The following is a 17,358-nucleotide window of genomic DNA, read 5'->3' on the forward strand; positions in this document are numbered from 1 at the left end:
GGGGGTCCTGCGGCCTCAGACGGCGCGGTGCACGACCGCGTCGCACAGCTGCGAAAGGGCCGCCTTCGCAGCGCAGTCGGGCAGCGGCATGAGCGTCTCGCGTGCCTCGTTCGCGTAGCGGATCGTGTCCTGACGGGCCTGCTCCAGGGCGGGGTGTGCCCGCAGGGCTGTCAGGGCCTCGGCGTGACGGGCGTCGTCCGTCAGGTCGCCGTCGAGCAGTTCGAGCAGCGCCCGGTCCTCGGCGGTGGCCTGAGGGGAGGCGGCGCGGGCGCGGAGGTGGAGCACCGGGAGGGTGGGGACGCCCTCGCGCAGGTCGGTGCCGGGGGTCTTGCCGGACTCCTCGGAGTCCCCGGCGATGTCCAGTACGTCGTCCGCGAGTTGGAACGCGGTGCCGACGCGCTCCCCGTACTGGGTGAGGATGGAGACGACGCTCTCGTCGGCCCCGGACATCAACGCGCCGAACCGGCCGGCGACCGCGATCAGCGAGCCCGTCTTGCCGGCGATGACATCCAGATAGTGCTGCACCGGGTCACGGTCCTCGCCGGGGCCGGCGGTCTCCAGAATCTGACCGGTCACCAGCCGCTCGAACGCCTCCGCCTGGATGCGTACGGCCTCGGGGCCGAGGTCGGCCAGGATGTGCGATGCGCGGGCGAAGAGATAGTCACCGGTGAGCACCGCGACCGAGTTGGTCCAGTTGACGTTGGCGCTGGGGACTCCGCGCCGCACGTCGGCCTCGTCCATGACGTCGTCGTGGTAGAGCGTCGCCAGATGGGTCAGCTCCACGACCACGGCGGAGGGCACCACGCCGGGTGCGTACGGGTCGCCGAACTGTGCGCCGAGCATCACCAGCAGTGGCCGGAATCGCTTCCCGCCTGCGCGTACGAGGTGCTGCGCGGCGCCCGTTATGAACGGCACGTCGCTCTTCGTGGCCTCGAAGAGGCCCTCTTCGACAGCAGCCAGCCCCGCCCGGACATCGGCCTCGAGAGCCTTGTCCCGCACGGTCAGTCCGAACGGCCCGACATCGGTCACGAGAGGGTTCTCCTGTCTGCATACGACGAATGAGCGATCGCGGGGAACGCCCGTTGCTTTCACTTTCCGGTCGTCGCCATCACCCGGCAGCGTATCCGGTCAGATGTCGATCTCCATGGGCGCGTATGTCCTGACGGGCACGGGCCCGACCACGGCTCTCCACTGCCGGTTCCCCCGGGCCTTCTGACGTATGGACGGCACAGGGAGCCCTTGCCGAACGGCGCCCGCAAGGTGCCCCGTACGCTGAGCTCGCCCGTGACCGTCGACGATCTCGAAGGCGAGGCTCAGTGCCAGACGTGAACCCTCCCGAGGGCGACCCCTTCGGCCCGGACAACCTTCCGTACGGGGTGTGCACCACCCCTGAGCACCCGGACCGCACGCTGATAGTCGTCCGCTACGGCGACTTCGTGCTGGACGCGGGCGGTGCGGCGGCGGCCTTCGGGTCGGCGCACGCGGAACTGCTCCAACAGCCGCTGCTGGGGCCGCTGATGGCCGCGGGCCGCCCCGTGTGGCAGGCCGTACGGGCGGAGCTGCGCGAGTGGCTGACGGCGCCCGAACACCGTGCGACCGCGGCCCGGTTCATGCGTCCGCTCTCCGATGTGACGATGCGGCTGCCGTTCGAGGTCTCCGACTACGTCGACTTCTACGCGAGCGAGCACCACGCCACCAACGTCGGCAAGATCTTCCGGCCCGACAACGCGGCGCTGCCCGCCAACTGGAAGCATCTGCCCATCGGTTACCACGGCCGCGCCGGCACCGTCGTCGTCTCCGGCACCCCCGTCGTACGGCCGCAGGGCCAGCGCAAGCCGCCGCACGAGGACGCGCCGTCCTTCGGCCCGTCGAAGCGGCTCGACATCGAGGCCGAGGTCGCCTTCGTCGTCGGCACACCGTCCGCGCACGGCGAGAGCGTGCCGCTGACCGGCTTCCGCGACCACGTCTTCGGGGTGACGCTGCTCAACGACTGGTCGGCGCGGGACATCCAGGGCTGGGAGTACGTGCCGCTCGGCCCCTTCCTCGGCAAGTCCTTCGCGACGTCCGTCTCCGCGTGGGTCACGCCGCTGGACGCCCTGGACGCGGCCCGCATCCCGCCGCCCGCCCGCGACGTGCCGCTGCTCCCCTACCTGGAGGACTCGGCGGAACCGGAGCCCGGCGGAATCGACCTGCGGATCACCGTGAGCATCAACGGCCACACCGTCTCCGAGCCGCCCTTCTCGGCGATGTACTGGACGGCCGCGCAGCAGCTCGCGCACATGACGGTCAACGGCGCATCACTGCGTACGGGGGACTTGTACGCATCCGGCACCGTGAGCGGGCCTGAGCGCTCGCAGCGCGGCTGTCTGCTGGAGCTGACGTGGGGCGGCAAGGAGCCGCTCGAACTCCCGGACGGCAGCCGTGCGTTCCTGGAGGACGGCGACGAGGTGACCCTCTCGGCATGGGCTCCCGGCCCGTACGGCGGCCGCATCGGACTGGGCGAGGTCACGGGGCGCGTGGAGCCGTCCCGGTAGGGGCGCCGGGCGTTCCACCGCCGTTGCGGCGACTCTTTCCGCCGCAGCGGCGGGCCGGCCCGCGCTCGCTGCGCCGGCCCATGGCGGCACGGGCGGGAGCCGGCCCCGCCGTGACCTCACGGTCTCGCCGTTCCATGCCAACTCGTGGGCCGAACCGACGGGTTGGACCGACCACCAGGAACGGCCCGGAGGCCGTGCCGTGGCGGCTCTTCTTACACGCGGCGGCGACTCTTTCCGCCGCAACGGCGGCCGGCCGCGACGGGAGGGAGCCCGGCGGTGTGAAGACGACCGCGGCAGCCGGCACGCCGAGCCGGCCCTCCCTCTGGCATCGCCGGGAGGCCGTCCTGGGGTCCCCCCGGACACGGCCCCGCCACCCGGCGGGCCGGGCAGGGCCGTCGGCCGTCGGCCGGGACCAGGGGCTCGGCCCGGGGCGGGGCCGGCCGGTCAGCCGCCGGAGTCGCCCGGCCCGCCAGGGCCGTCCCGTACCGCGTCGAGACGCTCCCGGACCCATCTCTCCACGTCGCCCACATGGCGGCTCGCCGCCGCGAAGGCGCCGAGGCTGTCGCGGGCGCGCAGCGCGCTGTGGATGTCCATGTGCTGCTGATGCGTCCAGGCGAGGACGTCCGACTTGACCAGAGCCCGCCACATGCGCGCCCTGGCGGTGCGGTCGCTCACGGAGGAGACCAGGGACTGCAGCGTGCGGTTGCCCGTCGCCGCGACGATGTCGGCGTGGAAGGCCAGGTCCTCGCGGACCAGTTCGCCCGGGTCCTGCAGCGTCCGCATCCGCTCCATCCGCTCCAGCAGCCCGTCGAGCGCGGCGTCGTCGATACGGGTCGCGGCGAGCGCCGTGGCACCGGGTTCCAGCACCTTGCGGCACTCCAGCATCTCGTCCAGAGCGGTGTCCTGGGCGAGGTCGAGGAAGCTGCCGATCGCGCTCATCAGCCGTTCGGGACGGAGATCCGTGACGAACGTGCCGTCGCCGCGCCGCACTTCGAGCACTCCGGCCATGGCGAGCGCCCGTACGGCCTCGCGCAAGGACGGACGGGACAGCTCCAGCTCACCCGCGAGCACCGACTCGGGAGGCAGCCGGTGCCCGGGGGCGAACTCGCCGCTGCCAATGCGCTGCTTCAGGCGGCTGATCGCCACGTCCACGACGCTGCCGGCGGTCACTGCCGCACCGGTGCCCGCATCGGATCTGCCGGCTGTCACGTTCGTCCCTGTCATGCCGGTCAGGATGTCACCGGGGCCGCCGCGCCGCTCCACACGGACCCCTCGGGGAAGCGGTGGGCCTCCAGCGTCTCGCGGCGGATCTGGGCGCTGTAGCCGGGGACTTCGGGCACGCGGTAGCGCGAGCCCTCGACCCGTACGGGGTCGTGGAAGTGCTCGTGCAGATGGTCGACGTACTCCACGACACGGTTCTCCATGGAGCCGCTGACCGCCACGTAGTCGAAGACCGACAGGTGCTGCACCAGTTCGCACAGCCCGACGCCGCCAGCGTGCGGGCACACCGGTACGTCGTACGCCGCGGCCAGCAGCAGCGCGGCGACGGCCTCGTTGACACCGCCGAGCCGGCAGGCGTCGATCTGGCAGATGCCGATCGCCCCGGCCTGCAGGAACTGCTTGAACATCACTGCGTTGTGCGCGTGTTCGCCGGTGGCGACGTGCGTGGGTGCGATGCGCCGCTGGATGGCGGCGTGGCCGAGCACGTCATCCGGGCTGGTGGGTTCCTCGAACCACCAGATGTCGAACTCCCGCAGCGCGTCCGCCCATTCGATGGCCTCGTCGACACCGAGCACCTGGTTTGCGTCGATCATCAGACGGCGGCCGGGGCCGATGATGCCGCGGGCGATGCGGCAGCGGCGTACGTCGTCGGCGAGGTCGCCGCCCACCTTCAGCTTGACGGAGTCCCAGCCCTGGTCCACCGCCTCGCGGCACAGCCTCGCCAGCTTCTCGTCGTCGTAGCCCAGCCAGCCGGCGCTGGTCGTGTACGCGGGATAGCCGTGCTCACGGACGTACGCCTCGCGCTCGGCGCGGCCTTCCGCCCGCGTCTCCAGCAGCTCCAGGGCGGCCTCGGGTGTGAGCGCGTCCTTCAGGTAGCGCCAGTCGACGAGGTCGACGATCTGGCGCGGGGTGAAGTCGGCGAGCAGCTTCCATACGGGCTTTCCCGCCCGCTTGGCGGCCAGGTCCCAGGCGGCGTTGATGACCGCGGCGGCGCCGAGGTGGATGGCGCCCTTGTCCGGGCCGAGCCAGCGGAGCTGGCTGTCGCCGAGGAGGTGGCGCGAGAAGGCGCCGAGGTCGCCGGTGATCTCGTCGACGGACATGCCGACGGCGCGGCGGCCGATCGCCTGTGCGGCGCTCACCGCCAGATCGGTTCCCCGGCCGATGGTGAATGTGAAACCGTGCCCCTCGGGCACATGCGGAGCGCCGTCGTCCGGGCCCGTTCCGTCTCCGTCGTCGCCGACGTGCAGGATCACGTAGGCGGCGGAGTAGTCGGGCGCCTCGTTCATGGCGTCGGAGCCGTCGAGGGCGCGCGAGGTGGGAAAACGGACATCGACCGTCTCGATGTCGACGATGCGGGCGGTCATTCGGCACTCACTCCTGATACGTGCGAGAGGGCTGCGAAGGCTGCGCCGTACGGGACACGCTGCGAGACAGCGAACCCTGCGAGCACAGCGGACACACGACCCAAGATGTCAGATGTCTGTTCTGTCCACCAGGCCCCTCTCACTCCGTGAACAGACTCGAAGCCAGATGAGCAACCCCTTGCCACGGCGGAACGTGAAGGTTACGTTCCAGCGGTCTGATGTCTTCACTGAGCAGCAGAGCAGAGGCAGCCGCAGGGAGGCACCGGTACGGGCACCGGCACCGGCACCGGCACAGCCGCCCGCAGAGAGGAGTAGCGATGACTCGCATAGTGCGCTTCGCCGACGACAGCGGAACCGTACGTACCGGCATCGCGGACGAGGCGGGGGCCGTCCGCGCCTTCGAAGGCACACCCCGCATCGCCGATCTGCTGCGGCTACCCGCCGGCGAGCTGCGCGCCCTGGCCGAGCGGACCGCCGGCGGTCCCGCCGTCTTCTCCGAGGGCGGCGTCGTACTGCTGCCGCCGCTGGACGGGCTGATGGAGCTGTGGGCGGCCGGCGTCACCTACGAGCGCTCACGCGAGGCGCGCGTCGCCGAGAGCACCGAACAGTCCATCTACGAGCGCGTCTACGACGCCGACCGCCCGGAGCTCTTCTTCAAGGCGCAGCCGTGGCGGATCGTGACCGACGGCGAACCGGTCGCCGTACGCGACGACTCCGAGCTGAACGTGCCCGAGCCCGAGCTGGGGCTCGTCCTCAACAGCCGGGCGGAGACGGTGGGTTACGTCGTCACCGACGACGTCAGCTCCCGCACCATCGAGGGCGAGAACCCCCTGTATCTGCCCCAGGCGAAGATCTACGGCGGCAGCGCCGCGGTCTCCTCCGGCATCGTCCCCGCATGGGAGCTGGACGATGTGAGCGCGCTCCGGATCACCCTCACCATCAGCCGCGACGGTGCGGCCGTCTTCGAGGGCGAGACGTCGACCGCCGCCTTCCACCGTGACCCGCACGGCCTGCCCGCATACCTGTGGCACGCCCAGCCGTTCCCCGACGGTGCCGTGCTGGCGACGGGCACCGGCATCGTCCCCGGCATGGACTTCACGCTCCAGGACGGCGACACGGCCGAGATCGAGATCGAGGGCGTGGGCCGGCTGTCGAACCCCGTGGTAGGCGATCAGTCCCGGCTCGACTGGCTGGCCGAAGCCGTCGACAACCCCCTCATCCGCCGCGAACGACGCGCCCGGTAGGGCTCGTCCGGCCAGCGCCCGCGTTCGTGGCGCCTTGTTCGTGGCGCCGTGACCGCCGCGAACCGCGCCCTGGCCGGCGGATGTTGGTCTTCTCCCTAGCGTCTAGGGCAGGGCTGTCACGGGGTGGTGGGGTCGTCTACGCTGTCGCTCGCTCGAACGGTGAGCGGCCCGCCCCAGGGCATCCCGGAGCGGGTCGTGAGTGGGGGCCGCTCGTGGTCTGCCGTCGCGTCGGGCAGCGGACGATGTGGCGTCGCCGGCAGACCGATAAGGGGGAGATTCGGCATGTCCCAACCGGGTTCTGGCGGACCGGCGGTCCCGCCCGTCGGCGTGGGAGAACAACCGGGGTGGCCGACAACTCCGCCGCCGCTTCGGCCTCTTGGGGCGGGTGATCCTGCTGAGGCCGGTCCGTACCGGCTGGAGGCGGTGTTGGGCGCGGGCGGGATGGGCCGCGTCTATCTCGGCCGTACCCCGGCGGGAAGCGCGGTGGCGGTCAAGCTCGTGCACCGCGAGTACGCGGCCGACAAGGCGTTCCGCAAGCGCTTCGAGCAGGAAGTGGCCGCGGCCCGGCGGGTCCAGGGGCTCTACACCGTGCCGGTCGTGGATGCGGATCTGCGGGCCGACGAGCCGTGGCTGGCTACCGCCTACGTTCCCGGGCCCTCGCTTCAGGACGCGGTGGACGAGTCCGGCCCATTGCCGGTCCAGGCTGCGGTGGGGCTGATCGCCAGGGTGGCCGAGGCCTTGCAGTCCATCCACGCCGCGGGGGTGATCCACCGCGATCTGAAGCCGTCCAACATCATCCTCACCGGCGACGGTCCGAAGGTCATCGACTTCGGCATCGCACGAGCCGCGGACGTCACGTCGGTGACCGGCACCGGCATGCGCGCCGGAACGCCCGCCTACATGGCGCCCGAGTACATCAGGGGGCAGGACGTCACCGAGGCCGGCGACGTCTTCGCCCTCGGCGTCATCGCCAACTTCGCCGCCACCGGACGGCTGGCCTTCGGCGGCGGCAGCGGCTACGGCGTGGCCTACCGCGTCCTGGAACAGGCTCCCGAGCTCGACGAATGCCCCGAGCCCGTGCGTACGATCGCCGCCCGCTGCCTGGAGAAGGATCCGCAGCAACGGCCCACCCCCGCCGAGATCGTCCGGCAGTGCCGCACGTCCTCCGCTCCGGGAATCGCCGGCACCGGCACGCTCACCGCCGAAGCACCCGCCGCCCCGCCCCAGGCCGAGTCCATCGCACCCGCCGAGCCCATCGCGTCCGTCACGTCGTACCGGCTCGACCCGGCCACGCCCGCCGCCGACACCCTCACCGCCGCGTCCCCGCCGGAAGCCGGGCCCGGCACGCCGGCGCATGCGCCGACCTCGCTCGACCCGGGACGGGGCGAAATCGGCGGAGCCAATGTGACCCCGGCGGGCTCGGACGGCCAGCCGTCCCCTCCGAGCCCGGATTCCCCCGCCACATCCACCCTGGGACTACCCGCAATGCTCGGCGGAGCCGGGGTCGGAGTCGTCGTCCTCGCAGCCGTCCTGATCGCCGTCTTCTACGTTCCCTCGTCCCCCACCGGCCTCAACGCGCCTCCCTCACACAAGCCCACGGCCTCCCTCGCCACCGGCCGGTCCGTCTCGACCGAGGACGTGGAGTTCAGCCCGGACGGAAAGACGCTCGCCACCGGCGGCAACGACGGCAGGGTGCAGCTGTGGGATATGGCCGGCCGCAAAAGACGCGCTGTCCTCACCCAAAAGGCCAGATACGGCCCAGACGTGGTCAGTGTCACCAGCCTGGCGTTCAGCAGGAACGGCAAATTCCTTGCCACCGCGGGCGACGGCCAGGTGACCCTGTGGGACGTGGCCAAACGCAAGCAGGTCCACCACATCGCCGACTCCGGTCTGACCAACAGCGTGGCGTTCAGCCCGGACGGCAAGACGCTCGCCACCGGCAACGAGTACGGCGAAGTGAAGCTATGGGACGCCGACAGCCGCAAGGACAAGGAACTCGCCGTCCTCGACGGTCAGTCGGACGTCAGGGCTGTCGCCTTCAGCCCGGACGGCAAGACGCTTGCCTCCGCGGGTGGTGACCCCGACGACCCCGAAGGCTCCTCCAGCCCGAATGGCAAGGCGATCCTCTGGGATGTGGCCGACCGCAAACGACGCGCCACCCTCCGCCCCGGCGGCGCGCTCTCGACGCTGGCGTTCAGCCCGGACGGCAAGACCCTCGCCACCGCCGGCACCGGGGAAGAGGTGAGGCTGTGGAATGTGGCAAGTGGCCGTCAGAGGGTTTCACTTGACGACGCCGCCGGCAGATCCTCAGGTGAGGACCTGGCGTTCAGCCCGGACGGCAAGACGCTCGTCACCCCCTCCTTCGACGGAGTGTGGCTGTGGAACGTGGCCAAGCGTGAACCACGCGCCCGCCTGTCGAGCAAGACGGACTCGACGAAGACGAACGGCGCATCAGTCGTGGCCTTCAGCCCCCGCGGCCGGCTCATCGCAGGCAGCGGCTATGAGCGTCCGGTGCAGCTGTGGAAAGACCCCTGACGATTCGGTGCACCGGCCCGGACGGGAACGAGCTCACAGGTGGAGCTGCGCGCCGCATTTCGCGCAGCAGATCTTCCCGTCGACCCTCTCCGTTTCGGGATGGGGACACTTGGGCTTCGGTCGCGGCCGTGGAGGGCGTTTCGTTCCGGCTCCGGTACGAGCGTCATCGCTTCCACCTCCACCAGAGGCCCTGCCGAACTGTCCGCATCCGCACAGGACTTCGGGGCGTCCGCACGGCACAACTGGCGGTAGATCATGGAGTCCAGCTCCGCTTTGCACTGCCCGCATCCGTACATCCCGCCCTCGGGGCCGGACGCGTGCACAGGCCCGAGCCACAGCACCCGCACACCGTCGCGTCGGCAGTAGAGCATGCACAGGCCCGTCATCCACGGATTGCCGTCAACGGGCGGCCACACTCGTCCCAAGGCCGCTCGGCGGCCACTGTGAAGGTCACGGCCTGCCTCCGTCCGCCCGCACCGGTTCCCGCTGATCGGTCTGCTCGGCCTGGGGCCGCATGACCGCGTAGTCCGAGAAGATGCGCAAGTAACGGCGGTGGCGGGTGCCTTGGGTGTGCTTTCGCATCCACTCCTCGACCGGTTCCGGGTCGTGCTGCGGTCCGGACTCCGCGCCGCACTCGATCGCGTCACCCGAGACACATTACGGCTTCGTGGACGGATTCCGCCGTATCGTCCTGCTCGATGGCGAACGGGGCGTAACAGCGACGGCAGCCGTACTGCTGCGCCGCTCAGCGCGTCGCTCAACTCGCCGATGTCCCCAGCGGGCTTTCGGGAGACGGGAGTTGCACGATGGCGGCACGTCCACGTGAACTGACGCCTGACCGAAGTGCCCGCCAGATCTTCGGAGCGAAGACGCGCGCCTACCGGGAGCGCGCGGACATGACCCTTGAAGGCCTGTCAGAGATTGTGAACGTCAGCCGGAGCCACCTCGTGCGCATCGAGACGGCCGAAGCGATGCCGCGGCAACAGGGCAAGCTCCATGCCCTGCCCGTCTCTGTTGCGGAGGTGGGAGTAGCCTCGACGAGCGCCCATCGGCCGCCTCCGCGACCGCTCAGCTAAAGCCCCGCGTTCGCCTGACGTGCTCTGAGTTCGGTGAACTGCATTTGTATCTGGATGACATCGTCGACCCCGTGCCCCTGGCGCCCCTGCTCGCCGGCGCCCGTGGGCAGGTCTACTGGCGGCGGCCCACCCGGCCGCTCCCATACGCGAATTCGGTCGGTTACGCCGTACTGGTTCTGGACGGTCGGCGCTACGTCGTCGGATGGCTGGAGTCGGCCGACACTTCGGTCGCACTGCCGGAGAGCGCGCGCGTCTCCTCGGACGGAGCGCTGCCGGCGGTGGGTGAACCCAACGCGATTCACCCCGCTTCCGCTGTGGAGGCAAACGCAGGGGCCACCGTTCTGAGTGCGGTGCTGGTCGGCATCGCCGCTCTGGCGGTGATCACCTTCGGCGTCGGTGACGCCGCCACCGTGGCACTCGCCATCGTGTCCGTACTGGCAGTTCTGATGGGGCGGAGGCGTGCGCGGCGTCGCGTAAAGGCACACATCGAAGGACTTGCACCCCACCCGGCAGGAACCTGACTTCCGGCCCGATCCGCGGAACCTGATCGCGGATCGGGCAAGACAGCTGGAGGACGACTCCGCATACCCATGCAAGCAGAACGAGAGCTCAACGTTCCGGCGTTCAGAAGGACCCAGAAATCATGACTACGTCATCCACGGCCGCAGGACCGAACCCAGCGGCCACCGTTGTCCGTTCCGGCGAAAGGCACATCCGCGGCGCGATCCGGTCCGGGAGTGTGCTCGTCACCGTCGCCGTCGGCCTCACCCTTTACATAGTGATGCTGGCTGCCGGGCTCACGGGTCGGGAGCCCAACCCTTGGATTCTGCCCGCACTAGTGATCCCTTGCCTCGTCGGCATCCCCGGCATCCGCCTCGTCCAGCGGGCCCGCAGGAAGCAGCGGACGTTCGTGGCCGTCGACGACACCGGGCTGTGGCTGCACAACAGCGAGGGACGGGGCCTGATCCGCTGGGACGCGCTCGCCGCCCTGGCAGTGCAGCGGAGCACCGATGGCAACGGCACCCCTTCTTCGACGGCTCGCTCCCTTGATCTGTGCCCGAAGGACACGATCGACCGTGACGAGCCTGTTCTATGGGTGTTGGTCCGCGACGAGGAGCCGCTCCGCCCGGGCGTGCCAAGGCTGCGCTACCGGATGTCTGGACCCGCGGGTTCCTTGGTGGACCCCCTGATCGACGCAGTCAGGGAGCACGCCCCGTCCAGCCTCTGGGCCGGTGAGTTCGAACGGGAGCCTGGCTTCGACACCGGGCCGGACCACGAAGGCCACCGTGCGCGTACCCAGGGGCGTACGGCGTGAGCGCCTGAGAGCTGACTGAAGAGCTCCTAACGGGCTGCTTTTCGGCCAAACTCGGTGAGCTGTTGGTGATTGGCTACGCAAGACGATGCGCCGGGTGCCGCTCCGGTACCTCGCTGGGGCCCGGGGCGGCTCAGCCGCCCGGGGCCGTAGTCGCCGTCTGCGTTCAGGACTTCGGGCTCTCCGGCAGCTCCACCGGGACGTCGGTGACACGGGCGTAGACCTCCGTCGGGCCGCCCTTCCAACTCACCTTCACCGACTTGCCCTTGACGGCACCGACCGTGCCGTTCGTACGGGTCTGGTCCCCGCCGTCCGGGCACTTGAGGGCCAGCGACCGTCCGTCCGCGCCGCCCAGGCCGCCCGTGCAGTTCCGGCCCTTCACACGCAGCAGCGTGACCTCGTCGCCGACGAAGGTGAGCACGTACTGCTTGCCCTTCGCCTTCCAGACGCCCGCCAGCTTGCCCGCCTTGCCGGACCCGCCGTCCTCGCCGTCGCCCGAGCCGCCTTCGGAGGCGTCACCGGAAGGCTGCTCCGGCGCCTGCTCGGACGGGGCCGCGGACTCCGACGCGGGCGCGGACTTCTCCGGCTTTCCTCCGCCGCCGTCGTCCTTGCCGCCGGTGTCGTCGCCGCTTCCGCAGCCGCTCAGCAGCAGTGCGATCGCCGCTGCCGCGGCCACCCCCGCCGCACTCCGCGCTGACCTGCGCACCCCGCACCCCTTCGGTCTCCGGTCACCGCCCTGTTTTCGACAGGGCCACGTCAAGCTAGCAGCCCGGGGCGCCCGCTGAACATGCCGCTGCCCGGCGCCCCTTGGCGGGTGCCGGGTAGCGGCATGAGCAGTCGGACACGCCTCAGCGGACGAAGACGCCCGCCTGGCTCGCCAGGTCCAGGAAGTACTGCGGCAGGATGCCCAGGACGAGCGTGACCACGACGCCGGCCGTGATGGCGGACGTCGTCCACACGCTGGGGACGGCGACCGTCGGCCCGTCCGCCTTCGGTTCGCTGAGGAACATCAGCACGATGACGCGGATGTAGAAGAACGCCGCGATCGCCGAGGCGATGACACCGACGACGACCAGCGGCATCGCGTCCTTGCCGGCCGCCGCGAAGACGGCGAGCTTGCCCATGAAGCCGGACGTCGCCGGAATGCCTGCGAACGCCAGCAGGAAGACCGAGAACACGGTCGCCAGCAGCGGCGAACGGCGGCCCAGACCCGCCCACTTGGACAGGTGCGTGGCTTCGCCTCCCGCGTCCCGTACGAGCGTGACCACCGCGAAGGCGCCGAGCGTCACGAACGAGTAGGCGGCCAGATAGAAGAGCACCGAGGAGACGCCCCTCTCCGAGGTCGCGATGACGCCCGTGAGCAGGAAGCCCGCGTGTGCGATGGAGGAGTAGGCCAAAAGACGCTTTATGTCGGTCTGCGTGATCGCGATCACCGCGCCGGCGAGCATCGTGACGATCGCGACGCCCCACATCACCGGCTTCCAGTCCCAGCGCAGACCCGGCAGCACCACGTACAGCAGACGCAGCAGCGCACCGAACGCCGCCACCTTCGTCGCCGCCGCCATGAAGCCGGTGACGGGCGTGGGTGCGCCCTGGTAGACGTCCGGGGTCCACATGTGGAACGGGACGGCGCCGACCTTGAAGAGCAGGCCCATGACCACCAGGGCGCCGCCGATCAGCAGCAGCGCGTCGTTGGCGGTGGTCTCGGCGAGTACGGCGCTGGTGGTCCGGTCCGCGCCACTGATGACGCGGGCGATACCGGAGTAGTTGACGGTGCCCGCGTAGCCGTACAGCAGTGCCACGCCGAAGAGCAGGAACGCGGACGAGAAGGCGCCCAGCAGGAAGTACTTGACGGCCGCCTCCTGCGAGAGCAACCGCCGGCGGCGGGCCAGCGCGCACAGCATGTAGAGCGGGAGGGAGAAGACCTCCAGCGCGATGAAGAGCGTCAACAGGTCGTTGGCGGCGGGAAAGATGAGCATGCCGCCGACCGCGAAGAGCAGCAGCGGATAGACCTCGGTGGTCGTCCAGCCGGCCTTCGTGGCCTCCCGCTCGCCCTCGCCTCCCGGTACGGCCGCGGGCTGCGCTGCCCAGGAGTCCACGTGAGCCTGGTGCGACCTGGGTTCGAGGCGCCGCTCCGCGAAGACGAAGACCGAGACCAGCCCGACCAGCAGGATGGTGCCCTGCAGGAAGAGCGTCGGCCCGTCGACGGCGATCGCTCCCATGCCCACGATGGCGCGCTTGCTAGTGCCGTATCCGGCCACGGCGAGAGCCAGCACGGCGGCGAAGGCGCTCACCAGGCCCAGTGCCGCGACGATCAACTGGGCGCCGTAGCGCACCTTGCGGGGCAGGAAGGCCTCCAGCACGATGCCGACGACGGCGAAGCCGAGCACGATGATGACCGGCGAGAGCTGGCCGTACTCGATCTTGGGGGCCTGGAGCTGCTCCGCCCCCAGTGTCCACAGGCTGGGGACGGTACCTGCCGTCCCCGAAACCGTTGCCACCGTGCTCACTTGTGGTCACCTCCGGCGTGCTCAGCCGGCTTGTAGTCGAACCAGCCCGTCTCGGCGACTTGATGGTCCGGTTCCGGGTCCTTCTTCTGCACGTCCGACATCGTGTGCTCGACGGCCGGGTCGACGATCTCGGTCAGGGGCTTCGGGAAGACGCCCAGGAAGATCAGCAGTGCCACGAGCGGCACCGCCACGGCCATCTCGCGCACCCGCAGGTCCGGCATGGCCCGCACCTCGGGCTTCTCAACGGGCCCGGTCATGGTGCGCTGGTACATCAGCAGCACGTACAGCGCCGCGAGGACGATGCCCACCGTGGCGACGACACCCACCACCGGGTAGCGGCTGAACGTGCCCACCAGCACCAGGAATTCACTGATGAACGGAGCCAGTCCGGGCAGCGAGAGCGTCGCCAGACCGCCCACCAGGAACGTCCCGGCGAGTACGGGCGCGACCTTCTGCACCCCTCCGTAGTCCGCGATGAGACGCGAACCGCGGCGGCTGATGAGGAAGCCGGCGACCAGCATCAGCGCGGCGGTGGAGACGCCGTGGAAGACCATGTAGAGGGTCGCGCCGCTCTGGCCCTGACTGGTCATCGCGAAGACGCCGAGGACGATGAAGCCGAAGTGGGAGATGGAGGCGTAGGCGATCAGCCGCTTGATGTCCCGCTGGCCCACGGCCAGCAGCGCACCGTAGAGGATGCTCACCAGCGCCAGTACGAGCACCACCGGCGTCGCCCACTTGCTCGCCTCCGGGAAGAGGCCGAGGCAGAAGCGGAGCATCGCGAAGGTGCCGACCTTGTCGACCACGGCGGTGATCAGGACGGCCACGGGAGCGGTCGACTCGCCCATGGCGTTGGGCAGCCAGGTGTGCAGCGGCCACAGCGGCGCCTTCACCGCGAAGGCGAAGAAGAAGCCCAGGAAGAGCAGCCGCTCGGTGTTCGTGCCGAGTTGGAAGCCGCCGTCCGCGCGGGCCTCCGCGATCTTCTGGAGCGAGAAGGTGCCTTCGCCGAGCTGGTCGGAGGTGACGACGAAGAGGCCGATCACCGCTGCCAGCATGATGAGGCCGCCGACGAGGTTGTAGAGCAGGAACTTCACGGCCGCGTACGAGCGCTGCTTCGCGGCCTCCTCCTCGCCCGCCGCGTGCGCGCGGTCGCCGAAGCCGCCGATGAGGAAGTACATCGGGATGAGCATGGCTTCGAAGAAGACGTAGAAGAGGAACACGTCGGTCGCGGCGAAGGAGACGATCACCATCGCCTCGGTGGCGAGCATCAGCGCGAAGAAGCCCTGGGTGGGCCGCCAGCGGCGGTTGGGGCGCGCGGGCTCCAGCTCGTCGGCGTCGTGCCAGGCCGCCGCGATGATGAACGGGAGCAGCAGCGCGGTGAGCGCGATCAGCACGGCCCCGATGCCGTCCACGCCCAGCTCGTACCGCACGCCGAACTCCGGGATCCAGGAGTGCGATTCGGTGAGCTGGTAGCGCGAGCCGCCCGGGTCGAAGCGCGCCAGCACGATGAGCGCGAACACGAGCGTCGCCAGGGAGACGAGCAGCGCAACCCACTTCGCGGCGGCCCGCTTCGCGGCGGGCACGGCCGCGGTGGCGATCGCGCCGGCCGCCGGCAGCGCGGCCGTGACCGTCAGCAGGGGAAATCCTGCGTTTGCTACAGACATGACTCAGACCGCCCTCATCAGCAGCGTCGCGGCGACCAGGACCGCCGCGCCGCCGAACATCGAGACCGCGTACGAGCGGACGAAACCGTTCTGGACCCGGCGCGTACGGCCGGAGAGGCCGCCGAAGGCGGCGGCGGTGCCGTTGACCGCCCCGTCGACCACCTTGTTGTCGGCGTAGACCAGTCCGCGCGTCAGATACTCGCCGGGCTTGACCAGGGCGACATGGTTGAAGTCGTCCTGGAGCAGGTCGCGGCGGGCCGCACGCGTCAGCAGGCTGCCGCGCGGCGCCACGGACGGCACGGACCTGCGGCCGTACTGCAGCCACGCCCCGGCGACGCCGATCAGCAGCGCCACGACCGTCATGCCCGTCACCACGGCCGCCGAGAACGGCGAGTGGCCGTGCTCGAACTGCGTGACCGGCTCCAGCCAGTGCACGAAGGACTCGCCGGCCTTGAACAGGCCGCCCGCGAAGACCGATCCGAAGGCCAGCACGATCATCGGGACCGTCATCACCTTCGGGGACTCGTGCGGGTGCGGCTCCTTCTCCTGGCCGCGCCAGCGCTCCTCGCCGAAGAACGTCATCAGCATCACGCGCGTCATGTAGTACGCGGTGATCGCGGCGCCGATCAGCGTGACCGCGCCGAGGATCAGGCCCTGCGTGCCGCCCTTGGCGAACGCGGCCTCGATGATCTGGTCCTTGGAGAAGAACCCGGAGAGGCCGGGGAAGCCGATGATGGCGAGGTAGCCGAGCCCGAACGTCACGAAGGTGACCGGCATGTACTTGCGCAGACCGCCGTACTTGCGCATGTCGACCTCGTCGTTCATGCCGTGCATCACGCTGCCGGCGCCGAGGAAGAGCCCGGCCTTGAAGAAGCCGTGCGTGACGAGGTGCATGATGGCGAACGCGTAGCCGATCGGGCCGAGTCCGGCCGCCAGCACCATGTAGCCGATCTGCGACATCGTCGAACCGGCCAGCGCCTTCTTGATGTCGTCCTTCGCGCAACCGACGATCGCACCGAAGAGGAGCGTGACGGCGCCGACGACGACCACCGCCGTCTGCGCGTCCGGCGCTCCGTTGAAGATCGCGCCGGAGCGGGTGATCAGATACACGCCCGCGGTCACCATCGTCGCCGCGTGGATGAGTGCGGAGACCGGGGTCGGGCCCTCCATCGCGTCACCGAGCCAGGACTGCAGCGGCACCTGTGCGGACTTGCCGCACGCGGCGAGCAGCAGCATCAGCCCGATCGCGGTCAGCTTGCCCTCGCCGGCGTCCGTTGCGTTGTCCAGTACGGGCGCGAAGGTGAAGGTGCCGAACGTGGTGAACATCAGGAAGATCGCGATGGCCAGGCCCGCGTCGCCGACACGGTTGACCAGGAACGCCTTCTTCGCCGCCACGGCCGCGCTCGGTTTGAACTGCCAGAAGCCGATGAGCAGGTACGAGGCGAGGCCCACGCCCTCCCAGCCGACGTACAGCAGCAGGTAGTTGTCCGCGAGGACGAGCAGCAGCATCGCCGCGAGGAAGAGGTTGAGATAGCCGAAGAACCGGCGGCGGCCGACGTCGTGCTCCATGTAGCCGACCGAGTAGATGTGGATCAGCGTGCCCACACCGGTGATCAGCAGCACGAAGGTCATGGCGAGCTGGTCGAGCTGGAAGGCGACGTCCGCCTGGAAGCTCTCCACCGGCACCCAGCTGAACAGGTGCTGGTGCATGGCGCGTTCGTCGGTGGGCTTGCCGAGCATGCCTGCGAACAGGACGACGCCGACGAGGAACGAGGCCCCGGCGAACAGCACGCCCAGCCAGTGCCCCGTCCGGTCGAGCTTTGTGCCGCCGCACAGCAGCACCGCCGCGCCCAGCAGCGGGAAGCCGACGAGCAGTCCGATCAATGACTCCACTGGTTCGT

14 protein-coding genes are annotated in these 17,358 nt (G+C 70.1%); 6 read left to right on the forward strand and 8 right to left on the reverse strand.

What is annotated here, in order from left to right; translation table 11 throughout:
* Positions 1-15: 15 nt before the first annotated feature.
* Positions 16-1,029 (reverse strand): polyprenyl synthetase family protein, encoded by a 1,014-nt coding sequence (locus ACSMXX_RS12350; protein ID WP_473184066.1) that lies wholly within the window; start codon positions 1,027-1,029, stop codon positions 16-18.
* 287 nt (positions 1,030-1,316) lie between these two features.
* Between ACSMXX_RS12350 and fahA the strand changes: the two genes are divergently transcribed.
* Positions 1,317-2,534, forward strand: a complete 1,218-nt coding sequence (fahA, locus tag ACSMXX_RS12355) for a fumarylacetoacetase (RefSeq protein WP_473184067.1) — start codon at positions 1,317-1,319, stop codon at positions 2,532-2,534.
* A 444-nt stretch (positions 2,535-2,978) separates the two neighbouring features.
* Here fahA and ACSMXX_RS12360 read toward each other — a convergent pair whose 3' ends face one another.
* Together ACSMXX_RS12360 and ACSMXX_RS12365 are read right to left on the reverse strand one after the other, a co-directional pair.
* Positions 2,979-3,758: a FadR/GntR family transcriptional regulator gene (locus ACSMXX_RS12360; RefSeq protein ID WP_473184068.1), complete on the reverse strand. Its 780-nt coding sequence runs from the start codon at positions 3,756-3,758 to the stop codon at positions 2,979-2,981.
* A gap of 5 nt (positions 3,759-3,763) precedes the next feature.
* Positions 3,764-5,119 (reverse strand): enolase C-terminal domain-like protein, encoded by a 1,356-nt coding sequence (locus tag ACSMXX_RS12365; RefSeq protein ID WP_473184069.1) that lies wholly within the window; start codon positions 5,117-5,119, stop codon positions 3,764-3,766.
* 317 nt (positions 5,120-5,436) lie between these two features.
* Between ACSMXX_RS12365 and ACSMXX_RS12370 the strand changes: the two genes are divergently transcribed.
* On the forward strand, positions 5,437-6,363 hold the full coding sequence (locus tag ACSMXX_RS12370; RefSeq protein ID WP_473184070.1) for a fumarylacetoacetate hydrolase family protein: 927 nt from the start codon (positions 5,437-5,439) through the stop codon (positions 6,361-6,363).
* A gap of 282 nt (positions 6,364-6,645) precedes the next feature.
* Positions 6,646-8,898 (forward strand): WD40 repeat domain-containing serine/threonine protein kinase, encoded by a 2,253-nt coding sequence (locus tag ACSMXX_RS12375; RefSeq protein ID WP_473184071.1) that lies wholly within the window; start codon positions 6,646-6,648, stop codon positions 8,896-8,898.
* A gap of 450 nt (positions 8,899-9,348) precedes the next feature.
* On the opposite strand, the gene ACSMXX_RS12380 is transcribed toward ACSMXX_RS12375, so the two are convergent.
* Positions 9,349-9,480 (reverse strand): hypothetical protein, encoded by a 132-nt coding sequence (locus ACSMXX_RS12380; RefSeq protein WP_473184072.1) that lies wholly within the window; start codon positions 9,478-9,480, stop codon positions 9,349-9,351.
* Positions 9,481-9,704: 224 nt separating this feature from the next.
* On the opposite strand from ACSMXX_RS12380, the gene ACSMXX_RS12385 reads away from it, so the two are divergent.
* The 3 genes from ACSMXX_RS12385 to ACSMXX_RS12395 all read left to right on the forward strand — a co-directional run bounded on the left by ACSMXX_RS12385 (position 9,705) and on the right by ACSMXX_RS12395 (position 11,289).
* Complete coding sequence (locus ACSMXX_RS12385) at positions 9,705-9,974, forward strand: helix-turn-helix transcriptional regulator (protein WP_473184073.1); 270 nt, start codon at positions 9,705-9,707, stop codon at positions 9,972-9,974.
* Positions 9,975-10,045: 71 nt separating this feature from the next.
* Complete coding sequence (locus tag ACSMXX_RS12390; protein ID WP_473184074.1) at positions 10,046-10,495, forward strand: hypothetical protein; 450 nt, start codon at positions 10,046-10,048, stop codon at positions 10,493-10,495.
* 122 nt (positions 10,496-10,617) lie between these two features.
* Positions 10,618-11,289 carry a hypothetical protein gene (locus tag ACSMXX_RS12395; RefSeq protein WP_473184075.1) on the forward strand — a complete coding sequence of 224 codons (672 nt, stop codon included), beginning with the start codon at positions 10,618-10,620 and terminating at the stop codon, positions 11,287-11,289.
* Positions 11,290-11,452: 163 nt separating this feature from the next.
* Here ACSMXX_RS12395 and ACSMXX_RS12400 read toward each other — a convergent pair whose 3' ends face one another.
* The 4 genes from ACSMXX_RS12400 to nuoL form a co-directional block, all read right to left on the reverse strand.
* On the reverse strand, positions 11,453-11,962 hold the full coding sequence (locus ACSMXX_RS12400) for a hypothetical protein (protein WP_473184076.1): 510 nt from the start codon (positions 11,960-11,962) through the stop codon (positions 11,453-11,455).
* 172 nt (positions 11,963-12,134) lie between these two features.
* Positions 12,135-13,796 (reverse strand): NADH-quinone oxidoreductase subunit NuoN, encoded by a 1,662-nt coding sequence (nuoN, locus tag ACSMXX_RS12405; RefSeq protein WP_473184077.1) that lies wholly within the window; start codon positions 13,794-13,796, stop codon positions 12,135-12,137.
* Positions 13,793-15,457 (reverse strand): NADH-quinone oxidoreductase subunit M, encoded by a 1,665-nt coding sequence (locus ACSMXX_RS12410; protein ID WP_473184078.1) that lies wholly within the window; start codon positions 15,455-15,457, stop codon positions 13,793-13,795. Before ACSMXX_RS12410 ends, nuoN begins: the two co-directional genes overlap by 4 nt.
* Positions 15,458-15,460: 3 nt before the next feature.
* Positions 15,461-17,350, reverse strand: a complete 1,890-nt coding sequence (gene nuoL / locus ACSMXX_RS12415) for an NADH-quinone oxidoreductase subunit L (RefSeq protein WP_473184079.1) — start codon at positions 17,348-17,350, stop codon at positions 15,461-15,463.
* Positions 17,351-17,358 lie beyond the last annotated feature (8 nt).

It is taken from the genome of Streptomyces sp. DSM 116795 (genome assembly GCF_055792905.1).